The following is a 15,571-nucleotide window of genomic DNA, read 5'->3' as shown; positions in this document are numbered from 1 at the left end:
ACCAAGTGTGCTTCATAATTGTTCGGGCTTGCTTCATATGGCTTTATTAATTAATAAGCTTGCGCAAACCAAACTGTATGTTTTGCTTCGTTTCCACAGCCAATACATGTGGTTTTCGTTGTTGGTGGATTGAATGGAATATTGCGAGATGTGTATTTCGTCTCTTCCTTCACTTTTTCTTCACATGCATCCTCGCCACACCATCCAGCAAGCACCCAGCCTGGGATTGTGCCATTGTCTTTTGCTGTGTCAATGTGCTGTTGCAATTGTGAAAGTGTGTCAATTGTTGTGTGAGCATTTGCTTCACGGAATTGACGAGCTTTTTCTAATAAGCGCGTTTGCATGGTTGTTAATTCTTCTTCAATAGCTGTGATGATAGTAGCTAATTCGACAGTTCGTTTTTCTTCTTCATCACGCGCTTTCAGTAAAGCTTGCTTGTTTTCTAGGTCACGTGGCCCTAATTCAACACGCACAGGCACGCCTTTTAGCTCCCATTCATTGAACTTATAGCCTGGCGATTGGTCTGAATCATCCAGCCGTACACGAATACCCTTCGCTTTTAAGGCTGCAAAAATCTCATCTAAATGCTCCATGATTTGAGGGTTCTTTTTCCATGGCCCTACTGGAATTAAAACGACTTGTGTTGGTGCGATACGTGGAGGTAAAACAAGTCCCTGCTCATCACCATGCACCATAATAACCGAACCAATTAAACGTGTGGAAGTACCCCAAGATGTTGTGTGTACGTATTCGTGCTGGTTCGCTTTATTTAAATACTTGATATTAAAGGCTTCAGCAAATTTTGTTCCTAAATAATGGGATGTTCCTGCTTGCACAGCCTTGCCATTTTTCATCATTGCCTCAATAGAGTACGTATCGACAGCCCCTGCGAAACGCTCAGAAGGGGTTTTTTGTCCGTCATAGACAGGAATTGCTAGTACCTGTTCTACGACTTCTTTATAAATGTCTAGCATTTGCATTGTTTCCTGACGAGCATCGGTTTCATCTACATGCGCTGTATGCCCTTCTTGCCATAAAAATTCAGAGGTACGAATAAAAGGCAGTGTTTTCTTTTCCCAACGGAAGACATTTGCCCATTGATTGATCAGCACTGGTAGGTCACGGTAGCTTTTAATCCAATTAGAGTAAAGATGACCAATCATCGTCTCAGATGTTGGACGAAGGGCTAGCCGTTCTTCTAATTGTTCCCCTGCTGCCTCGGTTACCCAAGGAAGCTCAGGTGAGAACCCTTCGATATGATCCTTTTCCTTTTGGAAGAAGGATTCAGGAATAAGCATTGGGAAATAGGCATTACGATGTCCTGTCTCTTTAAAGCGACGATCCATCTCCTCCTGAATATGCTCCCAAATTTCATAGCCGTCTGGCTTAAAGGCGATACAGCCTCGAACAGGTGTATAATCCATTAAATCGGCTTTTTGGATGGTCTCGATATACCATTTCGAAAAATCTTCTAGTTGTTTTGACATGTGTTCTCCTCCAATTGTGTTAAATGAATACTTGTTCAACCCGTATGAAGATTTAGCTGAAGCAAGAAAAAAAGCACAAAGCTGTCCTCAGAATAAGGACGTCTTTGTGCTGGAACGACGTGGTACCACCTTGATTTAGCTTTAAGTAGAATATAAAGCCCTCTCACGTTTGGTAACGAAAACGACTCGGTTATGTTTACATAACATCTCCGTGGTAGGTGTTCAGTCAAGAAGCGGTGATATAGCTCTCAGCAGGTGCTATATTTTCTGTTTCACAATTCTTACTTACTTGGCCACATCATCAAAGGGTTTATCATGTTAACAGTTTTACTTTATCCCACTTTAGCAAAATCATTCAGGAATAGCAATTAATAACTGGATTTATTTGTGACAGTATTAACAATGAGATTCGTAAAATCTCCTACAGATAAAGGCTTACTGAAATAATAGCCCTGCACATACTCACATCCATGCTCACGCAGAACATTTAATTCAGCTTCCTCCTCTACACCTTCAGCTACTACTTGTAGGTTTAAGGCATGTGCTAATGAAATCATGGCTGAAATCATAGCGATTCCAGACTTCTCAGGTACGATATCACGGACAAAGGCACGATCAATTTTAAGCACATCCACCGGGAATTTTTTTAAGTAATTTAACGATGAATAGCCTGTCCCGAAATCATCTAATGAAATAGTTATACCTAGTTCTCGTAATTGCTTGATGGTATCAATTAAATCTTCCGTATAATCAAGCATACTCATCTCGGTAATTTCAATTTCTAATAAATTAGGGTCAATGCCTGTTTCTGCAATGACACTACGCACCATATCCACAAAGCCACCTGTACTAATATGAATTGGTGAAATATTCACAGCTACCCGCAATGATAGTTCATGTGCTTCATTCCACTGACGAGCTTGAGCACAGGCTTTACGTAAAACCCATACACCGATATCATTAATCAGGCCACAATCCTCTGCAAATGGAATAAAACGATCTGGCGGAATATGACCTAATACAGGGTCATACCAGCGTAGCAATGCCTCCATCCCAATAACAGAATCCGTTTTTAAGTCGATCTTAGGCTGATAATGTAATTCTAGACGATCTTGCTTTAATGCTTGATGTAATTTCGTTTCTAGTAAAAGCCATTTATCATTGGCCTCGTCCATATTATCGCGATAGAGGCGATATTGGTTACCACGTGTAGATTTTGCCGCATACATAGCAATATCTGCATTTTTCAATAATTCTTCCACAGAGTTTGCATGATCTGGGAATATACTGATGCCGATGCTGATACTTGCATAAAACTCATAGGTGTCGACAATAAAGCTTTCATTGAAGACGCTAATAATTTCCTTAGCCATTTCCTCAATGCGACTGACATCATTTAAAATCATGACAAATTCATCACTATTGTGGCGATAGAAAGAATTTGATGTATGATCAATATTGCGCAGACGATTCGACATTTCCACTAAAAACATATCGCCGATAATATGACCAAGTCCGTCGTTAATATGTTTGAAACGATTCACATCAATGAAAAATAACGCAAACTTCTCTCCTGTACGTCGAGATTGATGAAATTCATTTTCTAAACGCTGTTCTAATTTGCGACGATTTGGTAGCCCTGTTAGTTCATCATGATAGGCAATGTGAGTAATTTTTTTAATGTCCTTTTGCGCTGTAATATCTACGCGAATGGCAATATATTGATACGGCTTTCCTCGTTCATCTAGGAACGGGATAATCGTTGTTTTCACCCAATATAAACTGCCATCTTTCGCACGATTGCACACCTCGCCATTCCACATATCGCCATTACCGATTGTTTTCCACATCTCTCTAAAGAAAGATTTGGGATGAAAGCCTGAATTTAGTAAACGGTGATCTTGACCAACTAATTCTTCACGCGTATACTTCGAAATTTTACAAAAATGATCATTAACAAATGTAATTTTTCCGGTACGATCTGTAATCGCTACAATGATGGAACTATTCATGGCGGAAAAGATATCTTGTAATTCTTTTAGACTGTAGTTCATTTGATTAACACTACTAGGCGTGATATTCATCATTTTCATTCTCCATTCATTAAAATATGAAGGGTTTGGTACTTTTGCTTTATCTTACAGCGAGGTATAAAGTTGTGGTATATCGCCCTTTTTTATGTAATTATATTATAGTCTTAGAAAAGCAGTTAATTCAACCCAAATCTCAAAAACATTCAAAGCTGTATTTGATAGTTTTTAATAAAATAGACAAAAATTAGTGGATATAACCTCCTTGTAAATGTCTAAATATATAGTTATTTAATACTTTTGGACTACGTTAAATAGTTTATTTAGGCTATTTATCTTTTTAATACAAAATTTAAAAGTTTCATATAATAAGTTTTAATGTCTTGTAAAATTTTTGTTAAAGTAAAATACCTTACTGTCCCACATAGGAAGTAAGGCATTTTATATGTTAAGAGACCTCATATTCTATTGAACCCCCTATTGATTTCGCCTGCATGTTGTAGGCATCTAATTGCTCTTGGGATAAACTTGAAATGTAATAGTGAAAATTAATAGGCTCTAGCCCATGCTCCTCACATACTTGACGATAAAATTCATAACCTTCTCGATAATCTGTCATCCTCATAACTTCCTTTCACATTTGCTACTATATGTCTATTTTTTGTTATATAACAGAAATATTATTTGTTTAAAAATATATAACAGGCTACTGTACTTGTCAATGAATTATCTGAAATTTCTTGCTGAAATTACGAAAGCCCAGACCATTTTATTTAGTATGGCTGGGCTTTTCATAAAATATTCACGGCGGCTTCCGTCATAATCACTCCTTTTAAATTCCTAATTGTTTTGCTTGCATATTGTAAGCTGAAAGTTGTTGCTGTGATAATTGTAATACATAGTAACGGAAAGAAATTGGCTCCAATCCATAGCGCTCACACATTTCACAATAAAATTCATAACCATCACGATACTTTGACATTTATATTTCCTCCTCTAACGAAAACTGTTTTATAACAGTTGTTATTATTTTTATTTAATATATAACAGATTATGTAGCACGTCAAGAGATTATAACAGAAAAATTGAATAACAATAAAAGGAATTTAGCTCATCTCCTGTGGCCAAATTCCTTTCATACAAGTTATTCTTTAACGATTTCTTGTAATTGCTTGATATGACGTTGCTCGTGCAAATAGACCATTTCAATCCATTGATCGAGTGGTAATTCGCCTAAAGCTGGGTGCTGCACAGCGCGCTTAGCTAATGCTTCAGGTTCCTCGATTGTTTGTAAAAAGGCAAGGAGGTTCTTTCTTGTTGTAGCTAGTAAATCCAGCATCGCTTGAACAGTGAAAGGTTCTTCTGCTGGCTCTACAATAGGCGGTGCTTGGAACTTTCTTGTTCGATCTAAGATGAGCTGAACATTTTTTCGAGCGGGTGTTGACTGTTCCTCTGCCTTTAATCCCCATGTAATGGCTTTCTTTGTTGCTTCCTCTACTAATACGAGATGATGACAGATTTGTGCCACACTCCAGCTTTGAGCATCTGGTTTCTTATTAAAGGCTGTATCATCCAATAAGTGAATTTCCTGAAGTAATTGTGTTCTTGTGGTATCGAGATGTTCTTTGACGTTTGACATCCTTGGCTCCCCTTTCATTAGGTCTTCTTCTATATATTCGATATGGAGGGGAGAAAATCATCTTTCACGAACAATATTAAATGGATTATTCTCTAAAACATGCTTTAGCTGCTCATCTTCAATATGGGTATAAATTTGCGTGGTTGCGACGCTAGAATGCCCCAAAATGTGCTGCAAACTACGGATATCTGCCCCTGCTTTATACATCATCGTTGCGGATGTATGGCGTAGCTTGTGTGGTGTAAGCCGTTCTTTTTGAAGACCTGATTGCTTATTAATACGTTTAACAATTTTGGCAACGGTTTGTCTTGTAAAGCGTGTTCCCTTTTGTGACACAAAAAGTGGCTCCTCGCCTTCTCCCTTATAGGGTGTCTTCCCACTGTTTTCATAGTCAGCAAGTGCCTGCATACAGCTATCATTTAAATAGACGGTGCGCTCTTTATTGCCCTTTCCCATTACGGTTAAATAACGTCCTTGAATGGATGTTTTATTAAGCTGACATAGCTCAGTGACACGTATTCCTAAATTTAAGAAAAACATCATCATGCAATAATTTCTCGGGGATGCCTGATTGCTTTTAATCCCATCTATAAATTGTGTAGCTTCTTGTAGGTTCATATAAATAGGTCGTTTTCTGCCTATCTTTGGTGTCTCTAATTCATCTGCTGGATTTTCCTCGATAAGTCGACGTTTGCCTTTTAAATATTTAAAAAAGGATTTTAATGTGGCCACTTTTCGTGCTCGTGCAGCAGCAGAATTACCTCGCTGTACTTCACAATATTCCATGAATAAATAAAGATCCTCTAATGTCATTTCACGAATTTCTTCTATTGTAATAGTACCAATATCAATGGTAGCTAAATTCTCTATATCCAAGTCCTCCTGGACAGCTTTGTGGAAGCGGAAAAATAAGCTCAGGTCATATTCATATTCTTTTCTTGTGCGCTGAGACTTTCCTTTTATGGTTGTTAAATAGACCAGAAAATCCTTCATGAATTTTGGTTGCTTCATTTTTTGCATGCTCATCACCTCTATTTGCTCTATTTTACCATAAAAAACGTTCCCAAATATAAATTTGGGAACTTTATTGAAAAAAATGCCCTTTTTCGTACGTTAGAACAAATGTTCTGTTCGAAGGTAATAAAAAACCCCTTTTAAAAAAGAGGATTTTTGTTACAACTATTTTGTGACAGTTATAGGATTTTAGGCATAAAGTTCACGGTAAATGAATATTAAAATCTAGTAGACTTTATTTGCTTTGTGAGACGCTTCGAAAAAACAATAGATGGGTAACTGTTCATGTCAATTCGTCTCACAACACACATGGCATTATTTTACAAAAATTGAATAATTGCCATCCTCTTGTTTTGTTAGTGACCAGTTTGTCGATAACATTTGCTGAAGTCTTGTGACTGTTTCCTCATCACACGTTAAATGCTGGATACCTGTTTCTACTAGTTGGTAATCCTTCCCTTCTTCTAATTGAAAGCGTAGCTGCAATAAACGTTGGATGCCTGGTAATGTTACATACTTGATTCGATAATGGCCATGGTATGCATCTAAGAACTGTTGTTCCCCTTCCTGATATAGAGCCATTGTCTCGCTAAATTCATAGTTTGGCACTTGTTCTTGCCAAGCTGATACATCCCCCGAACGCAAAGCTCGTAAAATTTCCTCGTCTGATAAATGTAATTTGGATAGTTTATCTAATTCATACGCTTGCATTAAATTAATGATGGTCATGGTTGTTAGCTCCTTTTATGTATTTATTCACAGTGTAACATGTTTTCTCTACTACTTGAATTCGGAGGCGATCCATATGATGAATTTATATGATTCTAGTCTGTTTTTCGATGAAATGTTTGATGGCAATAAGCCAAAGCCTCATTATCGATCTTTTCATCATAAGCTAACCTTTTTTTCGCGGGAGCAACTTGAAGAAAAATACCGTCAAGCGCAAGCAAGCTTTCTCAGACAAGGGATTACATTTACGGTATATGGTGCACAAGATGGAACAGAACGTACCATGCCTTTTGATTGTGTCCCAATTATTATTCCTCAAACCAAATGGGCCATGATTGAAGCAGGTGTCAAACAGCGCGTGGAGGCACTCAACAAATTTTTACAGGATGTTTATGGACAACAAAAGATCATTCAGGATGGTCTTATTCCGAGACAGCTTGTTGAAAATAATCCCTATTTCAAACCAACCATGAGAGGACTTCAAGTACCAATTGCGAATCATATATTTTTAGCAGGGATTGATTTAATTCGGGATGAAAAAGGCGATTATCATGTACTCGAAGATAATTTACGCAATCCTTCTGGCATTTCCTATGTCTTTGAAAATCGGGATGTGATGAAGGAAGTATACCCAGAATTTTTCTCCAAGCATACGATTCGACCTCTTGATAAACAAATGGCTTATATGAAAAAAGCACTTCTTGCCCATCGCCCACCTTCCATGCAAGCAGAAAGAGAGCCTAAAGCTGTACTCCTGACAGCAGGCATGTACAATTCTGCGTATTACGATCATGTTTTTTTAGCCCAGCATTTAAACATCCAGCTCGTGGAGGGCCGCGATTTAGTTGTACAGGATTTAAAGGTCTATATGAAAACCATTTATGGCCTACAGCAAATCGATATTATTTATCGTCGGATTGATGATGACTTTTTAGATCCTACTGTCTTTCGTGAGGATTCTTTATTAGGTGTTCCACATTTAATGGCTGCTTATCAAGCTGGTCATGTATCCATCTTGAATGCCGTTGGGAATGGAGTGGCAGATGATAAAGCAATGTATGCCTATGTGCCTGAGATGATTCGCTATTATTTACAGGAAGAACCTATTCTACCAAATGTGAAAACCTATCATCTAGAAGATGACAGTCAGCGTGAATGGGTGCTAGAGCATATTCACGAGCTCGTTATTAAAAACGTAGGAGCCTCTGGTGGCTATGACATGTTAATTGGTCCACATGCGAGTAAGGAAGAGATTGCTTTATTTAAGCAAAAAATTGTTGAGCAGCCCTATCAATACATTGCCCAACCAACGATTAAATTGTCCAGAGCACCTGCCTTCCAGAATGGGCGATTTTACCCTTGCCATGTTGATTTACGTGTCTATGTTATGAAGGGTGAGGATTGCTATGTGTTGCCTGGCGGTTTATCCAGAGTGGCACTACAAGAAGGGTCTCTTGTTGTGAATTCATCTCAAGGGGGCGGTGCAAAGGATACGTGGATTTTAAAGGAGGAATTGCAGCATGCTAAGTCGAGTAGCCGACGCATTGTACTGGATGGCACGTTATAGTGAACGTACACAAACAAATGCACATATATTACAGGTACAGCTGTTGAATATGTTGGAGCAATCTGGACAAGAACATGATTATATTGATCATTGGGAGGCTGTCTTAAATATTTGTGCCTCTAAGGAGGAGTATTTAGCAAATTACACAACGATTCGTGTTAACCCATTGATTGATTATCTTCTGTTTTCTGAGAAAAACGGTAATGCCCTTCATGCCACATTACGTGCTATTCGGGAAAATGCACGAGTTACACGTGATAGTATGCCAACGGAACTTTGGGAAATTCAAAATTCCTTTTATTTAACAAAGCAACAGTCCATACTAAAAAGAGAACGACCTATTCCACTCATTGCCCTTCAAGATTTTTTACAGGATGTGCGAAAGACTTTATGGATGGAGACAGGGTTAATTGAGGGTTCGATGGATCGCGATCTTCCCTTCTATTTTATGCAGGTCGGCAAATGGCTTGAACGAGCAGAAAAAACCATTCGGATGATCGTTATAATCGTAGAACAACAGAAGCTAACAGGTACGTCACTGTTAGAGGATGATGGTACCTTTTTATTGGATCTTTCTGCAGCAAGAGAATCTTTCATGCGAAAGCATCGCCAGACCAATTTACTAACGGTCATTCGCTATTTAGTTCAAGATGAGCATTTCCCATGTTCTGTGATGTTCTGTGTAAAGAAAATAGAAGAAGCCATAATGGCTATTGAACACGATTCTTTATCCTCACGATTTTTAACGCTTCAGTCGGATATTAGTAGCCTTGTTCTTGCAATCGATCATATTGATTTTTGGCAAATGACTATTGAGGAAACCCTAAAAATGATGGAGGAAAGATTGTCTCAATGTATGGCTTTTAGTGATGCCTTTTCGACAATCTATCATTTATATGAACCCAGCGTACAACCTTGAAAGGAATTCACCACAGCTCCCTTTCAACAGGCAAGTCAGTAAGCAGAAGGAAGCGGACACGATGAAATTTGAAATTCAGCATACAAATATTTTTCAATATGAGTCTGAAGTCGATCAAAGCTTGAATACTATTCGTTTAAAGCCGCGTAGTGATGAGCGTCAGCGATTGTTATCTTATCGAATTGCCATTACGCCATCCTCCCTAACCCGTGAGCATACGGATATTTGGGGCAATACAGTTGGTTCTTTTTATATACCAGAACAACATCAAATCCTAGAAATTCATACATCTTCAATTGTTAGTATTCAGCGTGCACCATTTATTCATCGTATTCAATATTCGCCCGAAATGCAGACCATCTTTCACTCACAGCTATTCTATGAACATTATTTACCGTATTTAAAAGCAACACATTTTACATTTATGACAGAGCAACAATTAGAGGAAGTTTATCATGCGATCGGTCATGCTGAAAATCCTGTGCTCTTTTCGCTTAATTTAATGCAGTATTTATATTCTAGCTTTGAGTATGACCCGACAGCGACCGATGTAACCACAACAGCAAGTGAGGCATTTGCTTTAAAACGTGGTGTTTGTCAGGATTTCACCCATGTCATGCTTGCTGTTTTACGGGCGAAAGGAATACCAGCTCGCTATGTCAGTGGCTATCTATATGTCGATGAAAACTCAGCCCTTATCGGAGATATCGCTACACATGCCTGGGTAGAAGTCATGATTCCAGGTATCGGCTGGATCGGTCTTGATCCCACAAATAATGTGGAAGTATTAGAAAACCATATTATTTTATGTATTGGTCGCGATTATAGTGACATTAGCCCTGTGGAAGGGGTATATACAGGAGGCAAGCATGATTTAACAGTCAAAGTAAATGTCAAAGCATTGAATCATTTATAAAAGGCGTGCAGTAATGGTGATAAATCGCGATTACTGCACGCTTTTATTCTAGACGCTGCTGTCTTTCTGTTAGCACCCATTTCCGTACATAGCCCATTTCTAGTTGAATGTGCTCCAATGTTTTTTCCTGTTGAAACGCCCGTTGCATCACAGTATAACGCAAGTCAGTGGCTCTTACATTCTTCCCTATATCTTGTGACATCGTTTGAAAAATGCGTTCAACTGTTTTCGTAGTAATCGGCTTCGTTAAACTTGCCTCGCTTACCCAAACCCATTCCCCTACCTCTTGCTCATGTAAATTGGCTGTCTCTTTTTTATACTGTGCCAGCATGTCCATAAGGATCGGTGAACACTTTATTTCTCGACGTCCATTTCGATTGGCAATAAAAAGAGTCGCTTTTTCTTCATTAAAGTGAGTCCATTTCATTCGAACGAGCTCGGCAGGCTTACAACCCGTTTCCATCAACACTTGAACGATACAGCCATTACGTCTTGCCAGCCATGCATGCTCCTTTGTTTTAGCATATTGGAAATAGGTCGGCCATACGTTAGCAATTTGCATGATCTGCTTGTTTGTCAGTGCTTGCAGTGCCTCTTTTTGTCTTTTTTTCGGCTGTAAAATAGGCTGATAATCAAAAGGCTCCACCCATTCTCGTAAAAAAAGAAAGTCTACAAAGCCTCGTAATGTCGCTATTTTATGGTTAAAAGTATTGCTATTACTGTAGGTTTCCTTTAAATAGTCGCAGTAGAGCTGTAATAAATTTTTCAATTGATGATCTACATACAAGTAGTTTTGCTTATGGGCGAAATTTAAAAATTGCTGTCCATCCATATTGTATTGTTTTTTTGTAGCAGCACTTTTTTTCAAAGATTGTAGCAATAAATAGTAGCTATTCCATGCGTCCCTAAGTGCAACCATATGGCACCTCCTTGTTTGCTATGCGTGTGTTATTTATATTTTACTATATTTTGGGTGCGTAGGTTCAATTTCATTTTATCATATTGTAATGTCGGATAATCTGTATTTCTATAACATGAACCCGCTTCTACCATTCAAATGCCCCTTACGTATTGAAGAAACATATGTTCCTAAAGTAGTTTCTCATAATTTTTACTTTCTTACAATAGTAAATTCCGCTCCCCTGTTGTAGTACAATAAATGCTTACTATTCCCTACATTCTTGTATAACAACGCAATTTTATGTGAAAATTCGTATCATTTCGTGTTTAAGGTTAATTGTGTTATATAATAAAGATAGACACTAACATGTAGGAGGCTTTCCGATATGCAAGTAAAAACGACTCGACTGGAAGCAGAAGATGCGAAAATTATTTATCAAGAAACAGCTGGACTAGCGATTATTACGATTCATCGACCACAAGCAAAAAATGCTTTAACCGCAAACATGTGGGATCAATTAGCCAAGATTGCCCTACAAGTATTAGATAACCCGAAAAATAAAGTACTAATTTTACGAGGTTCTGGCCAAAACTTTACAGCGGGCTCTGATATTAAAGAGTTCAATGCCATTTCTCTTGAACAAGCTGAAGAAGCCTTCGTACATATGGAAAAAACCATTTCTACCATTGAGCGCCTCCCAATTCCAACGATTGGCGTTATCAATGGGCCTGCGATGGGCGCTGGCTTGGAATTAGCCTTAGCCTGCGATATCCGCATTGGCTCTGAAAAGGCCAAGCTCGGCATTCCTGTCGGTAAATTAGGAATTACCTTAAATAACAAATTTGCACAGCGTTTAGTCCAGCTTGTCGGTCCTGCCACAACCAAGGATTTAGTCTTTACAGGACGAATGTTTAAAGCAGAGGAAGCCTTCAAGCTTGGAATGCTTAACTACCTAGTAGCTGAAAAAGATTTAAATAAATACATGATTCGAATGGGTAAGCTAGTTGCAGGAATGTCGCCTGAATCCTTACTTGCCGTGAAGCAATCTGTTCAAGAATGTCTCGATAGTGTGCCGACCTTATGGCAAGGCTCTTCGCCATTTGTAGGCAGTGATTTCGCAGAGGGTTGTCGTGCTTTTGTGGAAAAACGCCAGCCACAGTTCACGCGCCAGCCTAAATGAAAAACAGGTACTCTTAACGCCAACGTGCGAGCGGAGTACCTGTTTTTTATGCTTTTTTCTTTTGCAAAGCCGTTTTTACATGTACATGAATAGCATCTAATTCATAGCCAAAATGTAGATAAAAATCTTGCTGCACAGCTTGTTGTAATTCTACTAAACGCGCTGCTAATGGATAATCAATCGGCAACTTCACCTGTATAGTGAGGATAGCTTGAACCTGATCCCCTAGTATAAATTGTGCTTGCTCGACCTTTTGTACAATCGTCTGTTGGCTACAGCAGTATGTCAGTAGCTGTACATAAACAGGCTTGCTGATTTCTATATATTCCCGCTGAAAATCAGGACGTACAATCGTCGTTTCCCCGATTTTTTCTCGTTTCGAAGAAAAAATCTCCATACCCTTTTGCACCAATCGTTTAAAGAAATTTTGCTCCACTTGTCTATATGGGATCGGCATAACATGCTTGCCCTGTGTTTGACGGATAAAGCGTGCTTTTTGAATTTCTTTTAATGAACGGACATCTTCTACATTATAATAGTGTTCAATCGGACCTAGCTCTAGCTGCTTGGCAATACTATTCGTCATTTTAGTCGATGTGCCTATCAGTAAAATAGATTGTACCTGATGATGAGCTAGCGCCTTTTGGACAGCCTCACGATGGACTGGATCTGTAAAAATGGCACGTCGTACAGCAGTAATTGTATTCTTTTCGAATTTAGCAGAAAGGCCTGCCACTCTGACGCCATTCACAATGAGTAATCCATCATCAACAATGGCCTCTACGCCTAATTTATGGGCAAAGGCAAGCGCACTTGTACTTTTACCTGTGCCGCTTGGTCCACTTAATGAATAAACCTTCACTGCCCTCTTCCCCCTTACAATATCGTTTTAGCATCTGCTGGTAATGAACGTACATGCTTCAAATAGGCTGACATATGAGCATCATCCTCATGAGGGTACGCGAACTGAAAGTGATGGGCTACCTCCTTTGCGATACTTCGAAAGAGTGTGCATGCCGCAAACAGGGCATTCCACATGTTAGCATAGTCTGCGTCCGCATAGGTTTTTACATACAATGTCCAATAGTTATCTGGTACATAGTTTTTTAAATACTTTCCCATTTTGCCCGTAGATAATTGAAAATGATGATGCTGACCAATCCACCAATTGAGCATTTGATGTAAGCACTGCCTTGTCGTTTCCTCAAACATTTGCTTGGCATATGGGAGTTCATCCCGCCAAATACCCTTGGCTACATTTTGTAAGCACCACCAAAAATCATTCGTACAGCTGGCAAATTGCCCCACAGTCGGCGGGCTAATATGATAGTCACAATCTGAAGATGGAGAGATAGGTGGCAAAAGCTGATCCTTATCGAGTAAAGAGACTGTCAGCTTGTCTTGACCATACTCATTCAGCATAGCTTGTGTCGATAATAAGCGAAGGTCAATGCGATGCCCATCCTTTAATAACATTAAATATGTATAGCTATAAGAAAAGTCTTTGTCCAAGCCAAGCCCCTTATCCAGTCGATCAGGCTCCTGCACCATCAGCCGCTCACCAAATACGTGAATCCATTTGTCATCTTGTAAAAAAGAGGCTGTGTCTGTTACGACATACACAACATCAAAATCTTGAAACATATCCCTTGGACCATTCGGATTTGCTCTTGAGCCATTTAGGTAAACAGCTCGAATTCTAGTGTCCTGCTGTGCGATAGCCAGGATTAAATCATACATTTCTTGTTCTGTTCTCATAGGATTCACCCCACCTGAAAAGCTTTATACTCAGTATAATACACTTTCCTCTTTGAAGGAATTTATAGTAGCTTCTCCAAATGGTAGAAAATCTTTTTTCGCTAGTCTATGCACACATCCTCTTCATTATATAAATATTTTCTTTTTTCAGAATTTCTGTCCCTTTCTGCGCTTCAGTATGATAAAATGTGAACTACTATTCTGTTATACAACTACAAGGAGTGTACTAGTTTTGAAAATCGTACCATCTAAAAAAATGTCATTATTTAAACCAGCAATTTTCGGAGATTTGAAAAATTTTGCTCGAGAGCAGCAAGCAAAGGGTATGACCTTAATTGACTTAAGCTTAGGAAGCCCTGATCTTCCTCCACATGCAAAAATACGTGAGCATCTTTCCTATCGCGCAGGTTTAGCTGAATCTTACGGCTATACACTGACTGGCACACAGCGTTTTTATGACGCGGTGAGTCGCTACTATAAACGTCGTAGTAATGTTGATTTAGATCCCGCAACAGAAATTATTCAAACAATTGGGTCGCAAGAAGGCTTAGTGCATTTACCAATCGCCTTTTGTGATCCAGGAGACATCGTCTTATCCACAAACCCAGCTTATGTAGCGTATGACGCAGGGATTCACTTAGCTGGCGCAACACCTTATTACATGCCTCAAACAGCCGACAACGATTATTTACCTGATTTAGACGCTGTACCAGAAGAAATTGCACTGAAAGCAAAGCTATTGATTTTAAACTTACCTGGCAATCCTGTACCAGCAATGCCGTCATTAGCGTACTTTGAAAAAGTCATTGCCTTTGCTAAAAAGTATAATATCATCGTCCTCCATGATGCGGCCTATTCAGAGTTCTATTTTACGGGAGATGGTCCTATTAGCTTCCTAGCCGCTCCTGGAGCAAAAGAAGTCGGTATGGAAATTAACTCCCTCTCTAAAAGCTTTAGCCTTGCTGGAACACGTATTGCCTATATCGCAGGAAATGCAGAAATGATCGCTATTATTAAGCAATTAAAATCAAACTTAGATTTCGGGATTTTCGAGCCTATCCAGGATGCGGCTGTCGTAGCATTAGATAACGCAGAAGAAATTACGGAAAGCTTACGTGCCACTTTCTCAGAGCGTCATAAAACGCTGATGAATGGCTTACAAGCTTTAGGCTGGGAAGCAGCACCCTCTGATGGTGGGATGTTCGTATGGGCTAAATATCCCTATGCTATCGATTGCACAGAATTAGCCTTTCAATTGATTGAACAAGTAGGCGTTGTCACAGTTCCAGGAACCGTATTTGGTACAGCTGGACAAGGCTATTTACGTTTAGCATTAGTCCAACCAAAGGAACTTCTGCAAGAAGCAGTGGATCGCTTAGCACAAGTCCAATTATTAGCAAAGCAATAATTAAAAAACCCTTCTAACGTTTT

At 39.0% G+C, this 15,571-nt stretch carries 15 protein-coding genes; 5 read left to right on the top strand and 10 right to left on the bottom strand.

The genetic code is table 11. The features are described 5' to 3' along the window. Nucleotides 1-50: 50 nt before the first annotated feature. From proS to NP781_RS09880, 7 genes are all read right to left on the bottom strand, one after another. The gene (proS, locus tag NP781_RS09910) at nucleotides 51-1,487 is read right to left on the bottom strand and encodes a proline--tRNA ligase (protein WP_221682055.1); all 1,437 of its coding nucleotides are present in this window, start codon (nucleotides 1,485-1,487) and stop codon (nucleotides 51-53) included. A gap of 368 nt (nucleotides 1,488-1,855) precedes the next feature. Beyond that, nucleotides 1,856-3,574, bottom strand: a complete 1,719-nt coding sequence (locus NP781_RS09905) for a putative bifunctional diguanylate cyclase/phosphodiesterase (RefSeq protein ID WP_255601566.1) — start codon at nucleotides 3,572-3,574, stop codon at nucleotides 1,856-1,858. A 391-nt stretch (nucleotides 3,575-3,965) separates the two neighbouring features. Continuing rightward, complete coding sequence (locus tag NP781_RS09900; RefSeq protein WP_048392829.1) at nucleotides 3,966-4,136, bottom strand: hypothetical protein; 171 nt, start codon at nucleotides 4,134-4,136, stop codon at nucleotides 3,966-3,968. A 213-nt stretch (nucleotides 4,137-4,349) separates the two neighbouring features. Continuing rightward, entirely contained in the window at nucleotides 4,350-4,499 is a 150-nt protein-coding gene (locus tag NP781_RS09895) for a hypothetical protein (RefSeq protein ID WP_004230023.1), read from the bottom strand. 162 nt (nucleotides 4,500-4,661) lie between these two features. Further along, nucleotides 4,662-5,156 (bottom strand): DinB family protein, encoded by a 495-nt coding sequence (locus NP781_RS09890; RefSeq protein ID WP_257522146.1) that lies wholly within the window; start codon nucleotides 5,154-5,156, stop codon nucleotides 4,662-4,664. A 57-nt stretch (nucleotides 5,157-5,213) separates the two neighbouring features. Continuing rightward, nucleotides 5,214-6,176 (bottom strand): tyrosine recombinase XerC, encoded by a 963-nt coding sequence (locus tag NP781_RS09885; protein ID WP_257522145.1) that lies wholly within the window; start codon nucleotides 6,174-6,176, stop codon nucleotides 5,214-5,216. Between the two features lie 309 nt (nucleotides 6,177-6,485). Continuing rightward, the gene (locus NP781_RS09880; RefSeq protein WP_257522144.1) at nucleotides 6,486-6,899 is read right to left on the bottom strand and encodes a hypothetical protein; all 414 of its coding nucleotides are present in this window, start codon (nucleotides 6,897-6,899) and stop codon (nucleotides 6,486-6,488) included. A 76-nt stretch (nucleotides 6,900-6,975) separates the two neighbouring features. Here NP781_RS09880 and NP781_RS09875 point away from each other — a divergent pair, with 76 nt between their 5' ends. From NP781_RS09875 to NP781_RS09865, 3 genes are all read left to right on the top strand, one after another. After that, complete coding sequence (locus tag NP781_RS09875) at nucleotides 6,976-8,466, top strand: circularly permuted type 2 ATP-grasp protein (RefSeq protein WP_221682074.1); 1,491 nt, start codon at nucleotides 6,976-6,978, stop codon at nucleotides 8,464-8,466. Further along, complete coding sequence (locus NP781_RS09870; RefSeq protein ID WP_221682076.1) at nucleotides 8,420-9,385, top strand: alpha-E domain-containing protein; 966 nt, start codon at nucleotides 8,420-8,422, stop codon at nucleotides 9,383-9,385. Before NP781_RS09875 ends, NP781_RS09870 begins: the two co-directional genes overlap by 47 nt. A gap of 61 nt (nucleotides 9,386-9,446) precedes the next feature. Continuing rightward, nucleotides 9,447-10,301 (top strand): transglutaminase family protein, encoded by an 855-nt coding sequence (locus NP781_RS09865; protein ID WP_221682078.1) that lies wholly within the window; start codon nucleotides 9,447-9,449, stop codon nucleotides 10,299-10,301. Nucleotides 10,302-10,344: 43 nt separating this feature from the next. Here the strand turns inward: NP781_RS09865 and NP781_RS09860 are convergent, their stop codons facing one another. Then, complete coding sequence (locus NP781_RS09860) at nucleotides 10,345-11,220, bottom strand: tyrosine-type recombinase/integrase (RefSeq protein ID WP_221682096.1); 876 nt, start codon at nucleotides 11,218-11,220, stop codon at nucleotides 10,345-10,347. 367 nt (nucleotides 11,221-11,587) lie between these two features. On the opposite strand from NP781_RS09860, the gene NP781_RS09855 reads away from it, so the two are divergent. Beyond that, nucleotides 11,588-12,382, top strand: a complete 795-nt coding sequence (locus tag NP781_RS09855; RefSeq protein ID WP_004230036.1) for an enoyl-CoA hydratase/isomerase family protein — start codon at nucleotides 11,588-11,590, stop codon at nucleotides 12,380-12,382. A 46-nt stretch (nucleotides 12,383-12,428) separates the two neighbouring features. On the opposite strand, the gene NP781_RS09850 is transcribed toward NP781_RS09855, so the two are convergent. Next, nucleotides 12,429-13,244, bottom strand: coding sequence for an ATP-binding protein (locus NP781_RS09850; RefSeq protein WP_257522143.1), 816 nt, complete (start codon nucleotides 13,242-13,244; stop codon nucleotides 12,429-12,431). 14 nt (nucleotides 13,245-13,258) lie between these two features. Beyond that, nucleotides 13,259-14,140, bottom strand: a complete 882-nt coding sequence (locus NP781_RS09845; RefSeq protein WP_221682100.1) for an aminoglycoside 6-adenylyltransferase — start codon at nucleotides 14,138-14,140, stop codon at nucleotides 13,259-13,261. A gap of 232 nt (nucleotides 14,141-14,372) precedes the next feature. On the opposite strand from NP781_RS09845, the gene NP781_RS09840 reads away from it, so the two are divergent. Continuing rightward, entirely contained in the window at nucleotides 14,373-15,548 is a 1,176-nt protein-coding gene (locus NP781_RS09840; protein WP_257522142.1) for an aminotransferase class I/II-fold pyridoxal phosphate-dependent enzyme, read from the top strand. Nucleotides 15,549-15,571 lie beyond the last annotated feature (23 nt).

The organism is Lysinibacillus sp. FN11 (assembly GCF_024628845.1).
Classification (GTDB): Bacteria; Bacillota; Bacilli; order Bacillales_A; family Planococcaceae; genus Lysinibacillus; species Lysinibacillus capsici.
Note: the sequence above shows the minus strand (reverse complement) of the source record. Positions and strands in the feature narration are given on the sequence as shown.